General features: G+C 73.0%; 7 protein-coding genes. 3 read left to right on the forward strand and 4 right to left on the reverse strand.

Features of this window, described 5'->3' with window-relative positions; genetic code table 11:
* Positions 1-8 precede the first annotated feature (8 nt).
* Entirely contained in the window at positions 9-956 is a 948-nt protein-coding gene (locus tag ABID81_RS06995; protein WP_354594083.1) for a carbohydrate ABC transporter permease, read from the reverse strand.
* The gene (locus tag ABID81_RS07000) at positions 953-2,257 is read right to left on the reverse strand and encodes an ABC transporter substrate-binding protein (protein ID WP_354594084.1); all 1,305 of its coding nucleotides are present in this window, start codon (positions 2,255-2,257) and stop codon (positions 953-955) included. The genes ABID81_RS06995 and ABID81_RS07000 overlap by 4 nt, the downstream gene beginning before the upstream one ends.
* Positions 2,258-2,354: 97 nt before the next feature.
* Here ABID81_RS07000 and ABID81_RS07005 point away from each other — a divergent pair, with 97 nt between their 5' ends.
* Together ABID81_RS07005 and ABID81_RS07010 are read left to right on the forward strand one after the other, a co-directional pair.
* Complete coding sequence (locus ABID81_RS07005; protein ID WP_354594085.1) at positions 2,355-3,413, forward strand: LacI family DNA-binding transcriptional regulator; 1,059 nt, start codon at positions 2,355-2,357, stop codon at positions 3,411-3,413.
* Between the two features lie 110 nt (positions 3,414-3,523).
* Complete coding sequence (locus tag ABID81_RS07010) at positions 3,524-5,299, forward strand: class I mannose-6-phosphate isomerase (RefSeq protein ID WP_354594086.1); 1,776 nt, start codon at positions 3,524-3,526, stop codon at positions 5,297-5,299.
* A gap of 133 nt (positions 5,300-5,432) precedes the next feature.
* Here ABID81_RS07010 and ABID81_RS07015 read toward each other — a convergent pair whose 3' ends face one another.
* Positions 5,433-6,332, reverse strand: coding sequence for an ROK family protein (locus ABID81_RS07015; RefSeq protein ID WP_354594087.1), 900 nt, complete (start codon positions 6,330-6,332; stop codon positions 5,433-5,435).
* A 17-nt stretch (positions 6,333-6,349) separates the two neighbouring features.
* Positions 6,350-7,573 carry a glycoside hydrolase family 76 protein gene (locus tag ABID81_RS07020; protein ID WP_354594088.1) on the reverse strand — a complete coding sequence of 408 codons (1,224 nt, stop codon included), beginning with the start codon at positions 7,571-7,573 and terminating at the stop codon, positions 6,350-6,352.
* Positions 7,574-7,776: 203 nt separating this feature from the next.
* Here ABID81_RS07020 and ABID81_RS07025 point away from each other — a divergent pair, with 203 nt between their 5' ends.
* Positions 7,777-8,607 (forward strand): oxidoreductase, encoded by an 831-nt coding sequence (locus tag ABID81_RS07025; RefSeq protein WP_354594089.1) that lies wholly within the window; start codon positions 7,777-7,779, stop codon positions 8,605-8,607.
* Positions 8,608-8,824 lie beyond the last annotated feature (217 nt).

An 8,824-nucleotide genomic window follows, 5' to 3' on the forward strand; every position in this document is an offset into this window, starting at 1 on the left:
GGGGGCTCCTAGCTCTGGGCCGGCCGGAGCTGGCGGCGCAGGTACGCGTACGACGCGGCGACGACGACGACCGTCAGGAAGACCGCGACCGCGGCACCCGAGCCGTAGCGCGACAGGGTGAAGGTCTCGCGGTACATGGTCAGTGCGAGCGTCTCGGACGCCGTGCCCGGCCCGCCGTTCGTCAGCAGCAGCACCTGGTCGAAGACCTTGAGGCTGCCGACGATCGAGATGCCGACGACGACGATCGTCATGGGTCGCAGCTGGGGGAAGGTCACGGCCCAGAACAGCCGCCACCCCGAGGCGCCGTCGAGCTGGGCGGCCTCGAGCGTGCTCGGCGGGATCGACTGCAGCCCGACGAGGAAGAGGATGACGCACGCGCCGGTCGCCTGCCACGTCGTCGCGACGATCATCATCACCGTGTTGAGCGGCCACTGCAGCAGCCACTGCGAGATCAGCGGGTCGAGCCCGAGGAGGCGCAACAACGTGTCGAGGCCGCCGTCGGTCGAGAGCATGAAGGTCCACACCACCGCGGTGGCCGAGCCCGAGATCGCGTACGGCAGGATGACGGCGAACCGGGCGAGGGCGCCGAGCTTCAGCTTCCACGTGCCGACCGCGATCGCGAGGCCGAGGCCGACGGGCAGCACCAGGGTGCCGACGACCCAGAAGAACGTGTTCAGCACCGACTGGCCGAAGGCCGGGTCGGTGAACATGGCCGTGTAGTTGTCGAGCCCGACCCAGCTGCGGGTGAAGCCGTTGTCGTCGAAGAAGCTGCGGTAGATCGTGAACGCGAAGGGCACGACGAGCAGCAGCACCACGAGCGCCACGGCCGGCGCGAGGAACGCGGCACCGGCGAGCGGTGCGCGGCCTGGTCGGTGCGGAGCGACGACGGAGGCGCGGGTCGGGTCGTCCGCCGGCGCGACGGCCTCTTGCGGGACGGGCGGTTGCGTGAGCGTCATGCGGCGTCCCAGATCTTCCACTCGGTGCGGGCACGCGCCTCCATCGACCGGAGGGTCGACTCGCCGTGGGCCTTCGTCGGGGTGACCATGAACGACCCCAGGTCTTGCACGTTGCCCTCGACCAGTGGCGTGGGCGACGCCTCCCAGTAGCGGATCAGCTCGGTCGGCTTGCTCGCGGCGATGTCGGCGGCGAGGTCTTTCACGAGGTCGGATTTCGGCAGGGCCGCGGGGTTGGGGCTCGTGTCGCCGAGGAACCCCACCCACGCCTCTTGCACGTCGGTCGCGAGCCAGTTGCGGGCCACGTCGACGGCGGCGCCGCGTCGGTGCGCCTTGACCGGCACGGACAGCGAGCCGCTCTCGACGAGGACGGCCGGGGCCGTGGAGGAGGCGCGGGGCGGCACCCGGAAGAACCCGATGTCGTCGTCGGTGAGGCCCGCGGCCAGCAGGGTGTTCGCGAACCAGGTGCCGTAGAGCATCATGCCGAAGCGGCCCTCGGACACCAGGCCCGGCAGGTCGTTGGACGTGACGTCGGGGGCCGAGAAGAACCCGTCGGCGTACATGCCCGACCAGACGTCCATGGCCTCGCGGGCCGGGTCGTCGACGTAGCTCGCCTTGTCCGTCGTGACGGCGGCGTAGTAGTCGGGGTCGATCGAGGCCAGCAGCTGCATGAACCAGATCTCGGACTCCCACGTCGTCGCGCCCGGGGCCAGGAACGGCGTGATGCCCGCGTCCTTCAGCGTCTGCGCGACGCCCATCAGGCCGTCGAAGGTGGTGGGGACCTCGATGCCGTTCTCGGCGAAGGCGCGCTTGCTGTAGAAGACGGCGTAGTAGCTCTTGTAGAGCGGCACGCCGTAGGCCTTGCCCTCGTAGCTGAACGACTCGCGCTGGGCCGGGTCGACCCAGCCGCGCCCGATCGCGTCGTCCCACACCTCGTTGAGGTCGGTGAGGATGTCGGCCCGGGCGATGTCTTGCAGGCGGTAGCCGTTCGTCCACTTGATGAGGTCGGTGGTGCTGTTCGTCTGCGCGGTCATGCGGATGATCTGGTTGTAGTTGGCGACGCTGGCGATTGAGCGCGACGTGATGCGGTAGCCGATGCGCGCCTCGAGGACGGCGGACGCGGCGTCGTAGCCGGGGCCCCAGGTGGGGTTGTCGCTGTTCAGGGTGACGGTGCCGGGGGCGGACGGCCGCGTGTCGGTGCCGCGGGCGCAGGCGGCCAGGGTCGCGGTCAGCAGCCCCACGCCACCCAGCGCGAGCGCCGTGCGACGGGTCATGGCCGGACCGCCGGGGATCGGGTGGGGCATGGTCGTTTCCGTTCGTCGTTGAATTGATAACGTTACCAACACCGTGCCACAGTCCTCGGGGTTTGACAAGCGCGGACAGGCCTGTATATCTGGGGGGATGGCGCCCGCGGCAGATCACCCGTCGCCCGCCACCGGCCCGACGGGCACGGGCAGGGGGGCCGCCGTCACGGTCAAGGACATCGCCCGGGTCGCCGGGGTCAGCCCGATGACCGTCTCGCGGGTGCTGTCCGGTGGCAAGAACGTCCGCCCCGCCCTCCGTGAACACGTCGAGCGCGTCGTGGCCGAGGTGGGCTACCACCGCAACGAGAACGCCCGCAGCCTGCGCCCCGGCCACCGCTCGGGGCTCGTCGGCGTCCTCATCACGAACATCGCGAACCCCTACTACGCCGGCGTGGTCCAGGGCGTCGAGCAGGTCGTCGCCGCGACGGGTCGCCGCATCCTCGTCGGCACGACCAACGAGGACGCCGACCTCGAGCGGCAGCTGCTGTCTGACTTCCTCGGCCGGCAGGTCGAGGGGCTCGTGGTCGTCCCGGTCGGCGGGGACGCCGAGCGGTTCCTGCCCGAGCGCCTCGCCGGCGTCCCGCTCGTCCTGGCGTCGCGGACCGTCGACGGGGTGCGGGCGGACGCCGTCCTGATCGACGACGTCGAGGGGGCCCGGCGGGCGGTCACCCAGATGCTCGACGAGGGGCACCGCCGCATCGCGTTCCTCGGCAACAAGGAGTCGGTGTCGACCGGGCGCCGACGCCTCGCCGGCTTCCGCTCGGCCCTCGAGCAGCACGGTCTCGCGGTCGACGACGACCTCGTCGTGTTCGGCCTGCAGGAGGCCGCCGCCTCGGAGGCGGCGACGCACGACCTCCTCGCCGCCGCCGATCCGCCCACGGCGATCTTCGCGGCGAACAACCGGATCAGCGTCGGCGTGCTGCGGGCCCTGGCGCGGCGGGCGGCCCGGACGCCGTCCCTCGCCGTGCCGCGCCTGTTCGCGTTCGACTCGTTCGACTTCGCCGACATGGCCCCGGTCCCGTTGTCGGTCATCGACCACGACCCCGTCGAGCTGGGGCGCGTGTCGGCCCGCATGCTGCTGGCGCGACTCGAGGGGTCGACCGAGCCCGCGCCTCCTCGGCTCGTCGAGCTGCCGGTGCACATCGTCCACCACTGACGCACGACGTCGCCGGCCCCGCTCGGCGCAGAGGCCGTCGGCGTCTCGTCGTTGCCTGGCCCGGTGCCGTCCGTTAGGGTTGGTAACGTTATCAACGAAAGCAGGCGACCATGAGCACCTCCGTCCCCTCCGGCGTCGTCCCCGGCGCCTACGACAAGGCCCCCGTCATCGAACTGCCCGACGGCCACCGGGCCTGGTCGGGCGGTGACGCCTGGCGCCACCTCGCCGACCTGCTCGAACCGGGCGTCGTGCTGGCCGTCGACACCTACCCCGGGACGGACCTCGAGGCGCTCTGCCGCGAGCTGCAGGCGATCGCCCCCCACGCCTCCCTGATCGACGTCGAGCAGGCCGCGGCCCGCCCGACCGACGAGATCGACGCCCTGATCGCCCGCGACCTCACCGACGACCGCGTCTTCGGGGTGCTCAGCCACCACACGCTCGACGAGTTCTACGACGCGGGTCGCCTCGCCGAGGTCGCCGACCGGGTGCGGCGTGCCGACGGGCCCGTGGTGCTCTTCGGCTGGGGCGCCACGCTCGTGCCGGTCGAGGTCGACGTCGTCGTGCTGGCCGACCTCGCGCGGTGGGAGATCCAGCGGCGCCAGCGTGCCGGGGCACCGAACTGGCGGGCCGACAACGGCGACGAGGACCAATTGCGCAAGGTCAAGCGGGGCTACTTCGTCGAGTGGCGGACGGCCGACCGCCACAAGCGCGCGCTCTTCGACCGGATCGACTTCGTGCTCGACGCGAACGACTCGATGCCCGGGGCCAAGCTCGTCGAGGCCCGGACCTTCTTCGCCGGCCTCGAGATCGCCTCGCGACGGCCGTTCCGCGTCGTGCCCTTCTTCGACCCCGGGGTCTGGGGCGGGCAGTGGATGAAGACGGTCCTCGGCGTCGGCGACGAGAGCAACTACGCCTGGTGCTTCGACTGCGTGCCCGAGGAGAACAGCCTGCTGCTCTCGGTCGACGGGACGGTCGTCGAGGTGCCCGCCCTCGACCTGGTCTTCCGGCACCCCCGCGAGCTGCTGGGCGAGCGCACCCACGCGCGGTTCGGGGCCGAGTTCCCGATCCGCTTCGACTTCCTCGACACGATGGACGGCGGCAACCTGTCGCTGCAGGTGCACCCGCTGACCGGCTACATGCAGGACGTCTTCGGCATGCCCTACACGCAGGACGAGAGCTACTACCTGCTCGACGCGTCGGACGACGCGGTCGTCTACCTGGGCCTGCGCGAGGGCGTCGACCGGAACGAGATGGAGGAGGCGCTGCGGACGGCGGCGGCCGGTGGCGCGACGTTCGAGGCCGAGCGCTTCGTCGCGGCGTTCCCGGCCGCGAAGCACGACCACTTCCTCATCCCGGCGGGCACCGTGCACTGCTCGGGCGCGGACTCGATGGTGCTCGAGATCTCGGCGACGCCCTACATCTTCACCTTCAAGATGTGGGACTGGGGGCGGGTGGGCCTCGACGGCGTCCCGCGTCCGGTGCACCTCGACCACGCGCTCGCCAACGTCCAGTGGGACCGCGACGCCCGCTTCGCCCGCGACGAGCTCGTCGACCAGGTGACCGAGGTCGCCCGCGGCGACGGCTGGGTCGAGGAGCGCACGGGCCTGCACGAGCTCGAGTTCATCGAGGTGCGGCGGCACTGGTTCGACGACGTCGTGCCCCACGACACCCGCGGCACCGTGAACGTGCTCAACCTGGTCGAGGGTGCCGAGGCCGTCGTCGAGAGCCCGACCGGGGCGTTCGAGCCCTTCGTGGTGCACTACGCCGAGACGTTCATCGTGCCGGCGGCCGTCGGGCCGTACACGGTCCGACCGCACGGGCGGGGCGTCGGGCAGCGGCTCGGGACGGTCAAGGCGTCGGTGCGGGGCACGGCCCGCGACGACTGAGCGGTCGCGTGGGGCCCACCTGGTCGGATCGGCGGGGTCGGCCGGCCGGGCCGACCCCGCGTGGGTCAGCCCGCCGGGCCGGTCCGGCTGCGCGAGCCTGCCGGGCCGGCCCGGATGAGCCGGCCCGCTGAAGTCAGCCCTGCTCGGCCCACCGGGCGGCGCCGAGCAGGGGGGCGTGGTCGCCGAGCGTCCCGGGGACGACGACGAGGCCCGGGGTCGACCCGGGGCCGCCCTGCCCGAGGCTCGCCGCGAGGGGCGCGCCGACCACGTCCCAGGAGCGCGAGACGCCGCCGCCCACGACGACGGCCTCTGCCCCGAACGCGTCGACGCACGGGCGCAGGGCGTCGCCCAGTGCCGTGAAGGTCGCCGTCACGACCTCGCTCGCCACGGAGTCGCCGGCCCGGGCGAGCGCGCAGATCCGTTCGACGGTGAGGGCGTCGCCGGTCCGCAGCGTGAAGCGGCGGCGGAGGGCCGGCGTCGAGACGGTCTCCTCGAGGGGGCGGCCCTCGACGGTGAGCGTGTGCACGTTCCCGTCCGACGGCACCCCGGGCCCGTCGGACACGGGGCGGCCGTCCACGAGGAAGGCCGAGCCGACCCCCGTCCCGAGCGTCAGGCAGATCATGCGGCTCGCGCCGGCCCCGGCGCCGGACGGCCACTCGCCGACGGCGTACGCGACGGCGTCGTTCACGAACCGGACCGACGCCGGGGCGGTGCCCAGCGCCTCCTCGAACCGGGCGCGCAGGTCGACGCCGGCCAGCGCGGCGAACTTGTCGACGCCCACGAAGCTGCCGCTGCCGGCCTCGTAGTCGAAGGGGCCGGGCAGGGCGACGACCCACCGGGTGGGCGCGGGGCGGCCGGCCGCGAGGGAGGCGCGCGCGGCGTCCGAGGCGGGCGCGGTCAGCCGGGCGAGCAGGTCGTCGCGGGGCGCGTGGGGGTCGAGGGTCGTCCGGTGTTCGTGGCCGAGGCGACCGTCGGTGACGATGCCGGCCGTGACGTGGCCCCCGCCGACGTCCACGACGCCGACGGGGGCCACGACCCGGGACCGGACGGTCAACTGATCTGGCCCAGGCGGTCGGACGACCAGCCGAGCGCCGCGAAGATCTGCACCATGGCCGACTGGTCGAGGGTGGCCGCGGGGCGCTCGGGCAAGTAGTCGCCGCCACCGCTCGGCTGGAAGTGGAACAGGCCGGTGGCGGGGTCGCGGTTGTCGCGCCAGGTCGCGTCGGCGTACTGCTCGATCGTGGCGCGGTAGGCGGGGTCGTGCTGCACGGAGTCGAGCAGGAGGAGGTCCTTGAAGTAGAACGAGTTGAAGATGGCGGGCTGCTGCTGCAGTCGGCCCTCGGCGCCCCAGTAGGCGAGCGAGCCGCGGGCGTCGTCGGTGGCCTTGGTGAGCCAGGTCGGGTCGTCCGTGGCACGGTACAGGATCGTCGCCGTGGCGATCATCGCCCCCGAGTTGTACGTCCAGAGCGTCGGGTCGACCGTGCCGTCGTGGTGTCGGCTGTTCTGGTAGAGCCCGGCGGACTGCTTCAGGCACGACTCGTTCCAGTCGTAGGCCTTCGTGCTGAAGCGCAGGTAGGCGTTCTCGCCCGTCTCCTCGTAGAGGTGCGCCGCGAGCTGGGCGGCGAGGCCCGTGACGTTCGCCCCGCGCGTGGTGTTGTCGGCGGTGTCGATCCAGTCGACGCCACCGGGGCAGGCGAGCGCCGCGTCGGTGTTCCAGCCCCGCGAGGCGATGGTGAACGCGGTGCGGGCCCGGTCGAGGAACTGCGCGTCGCCGGTGGCGTGGTACTGGCTGATGAACGACAGGCCCACGACGCCGTTGTCGTCGTAGTAGACGTCGCCGCCGGTGCCGAGCGGGGCGGGCAGGTACGACTCGTACCCGGGACGACCGCCGGGGGCGACCGCGTAGTAGTTCTCGAGACCGGCCACCCGCGCGCGGGCCGAGTTGGCGTAGGCCGGCCCGACGCCCGGCAGGCCCTGCAGGTCGAGGGCGGCCTGGGTCGCCTCGCGGTACTCCCAGAGGAACGAGTACGGGTTGCCCTCGGCCGTGTTCGTGTTCTCGCGGTACAGGCCGTGGCCCGCGGCGCCCGTGTACAGGTCGTCCTGCAGGGCGTCGTACGAGGCCGAGGCGCGCGACTGCCAGACCGGATCGGGGGCGGCCGAGGCGGCGTCGGCCTCGGCGGGGTGGCCGGCGACGGTGAGGCCGGTGACGAGGGAGAGGGCGAGGAGGGCTCCGAGAGCCCCTCGGCGCGTGGGGGAGTGCAGTGTGGACACCATTGGCTGACCTGCCTTCGAGGGGTGGTTGGTATCGTTACCATACGCAGGCTCGCCCGTGATGTCCAGGGCGTCCACGGCATTCGTGTGGGGGCATCGCGGGTGCCGGGACGGGCGGGGCTGACGGGCACCGCGCCTCCTTGGTTGTCTGGGGGCAGCGGCACGCGTGAGCGACGGTGCCCCGACCGAACGAGAGAAGAGACCACATGTCGACCTGGTTGATCACCGGATGTTCCACGGGGCTGGGGCGCGCCTTCGCCGAGGAGGCGCTGGCCCGCGGGCACGACGTCGTCGTCACCGCGCGCGACGCCTCCGCCGTGCAGGACGTCGTCGACGCGCACCCCGACCACGCGCTCGCGGTCGCCCTCGACGTGACCGACGGCGACCAGGTGTCGGCCGCGGTCGCCGCCGCCACCGACCGCTTCGGCGGCGTGGACGTGCTCGTCAACAACGCCGGCTACGGCTACCGCTCCGCCGTCGAGGAAGGCGACGACGCCGACGTCGCCCGCCTGTTCGACACGCACTTCCACGGCAGCGTCCGCACGATCAAGGCCGTGCTGCCGGGCATGCGCGCCCGTCGCAGCGGCACGATCGTCAACCTGTCGTCGATCGGTGCCCGCCGCACCGGCCCCGGCTCGGGCTACTACGGCGCCGTCAAGGCCGCGATCGAGCAGATGACGATGGCCCTGCGCACCGAGCTCGCACCCCTGGGCATCACGGCGACCGTCGTCGAGCCGGGCTCGTTCCGCACGGACTTCTCGGGCCGGTCGCTGACGCAGTCGGCCACGCCCATCGACGACTACGCCGAGACGGCCGGCAGGCGCCGCATCGAGGCCGACACCTCGGACGGCACCCAGCCCGGCGACCCGGCAGCCGGTGCGCGCCTGCTCGTCGACGCGGTCGAGTCGGGCTCGTCGCCCTACCTGCTGCTGCTCGGCTCGGACGCCGTCGAGATCGTCACGGGCGCGCTCGACGACCTGCGCGGCGACGTCGACGCGTGGGCCGAGCGCAGCCGGGCCACCGACTTCGACGCCTGAAGGGCGCGGCGGGCGCGCGGGCTGCGGTCGTGTCGCACCGTCATGTGGACGTCGCACCGCGGAATGCGGCGGTGCGACGTCCACATGACGGTGCGCTCGCGACGCGACCACCCCCGGGAGGGGGGGGGGGGGGGGGGCCCGCCCCCCCCCCCCCCCCGGGGGGGGGGGGGGGCCCCCCGGGGCGGCCCGCGGGGGGGGGGGGGGGCGGGGGGGGGCG

Source organism: Frigoribacterium sp. PvP054 (assembly GCF_040547465.1).
Classification (GTDB): domain Bacteria; phylum Actinomycetota; class Actinomycetes; order Actinomycetales; family Microbacteriaceae; genus Frigoribacterium.

Coding starts and splice junctions, on each gene's coding strand:
- ABID81_RS06995 (WP_354594083.1), bottom strand. CDS start 956: ATGACGCTCACGCAACCGCCCGTCCCGCAAGAGGCCGTCGCGCCGGCG.
- ABID81_RS07000 (WP_354594084.1), bottom strand. CDS start 2,257: ATGCCCCACCCGATCCCCGGCGGTCCGGCCATGACCCGTCGCACGGCG.
- ABID81_RS07005 (WP_354594085.1), top strand. CDS start 2,355: ATGGCGCCCGCGGCAGATCACCCGTCGCCCGCCACCGGCCCGACGGGC.
- ABID81_RS07010 (WP_354594086.1), top strand. CDS start 3,524: ATGAGCACCTCCGTCCCCTCCGGCGTCGTCCCCGGCGCCTACGACAAG.
- ABID81_RS07020 (WP_354594088.1), bottom strand. CDS start 7,573: ATGGTGTCCACACTGCACTCCCCCACGCGCCGAGGGGCTCTCGGAGCC.
- ABID81_RS07025 (WP_354594089.1), top strand. CDS start 7,777: ATGTCGACCTGGTTGATCACCGGATGTTCCACGGGGCTGGGGCGCGCC.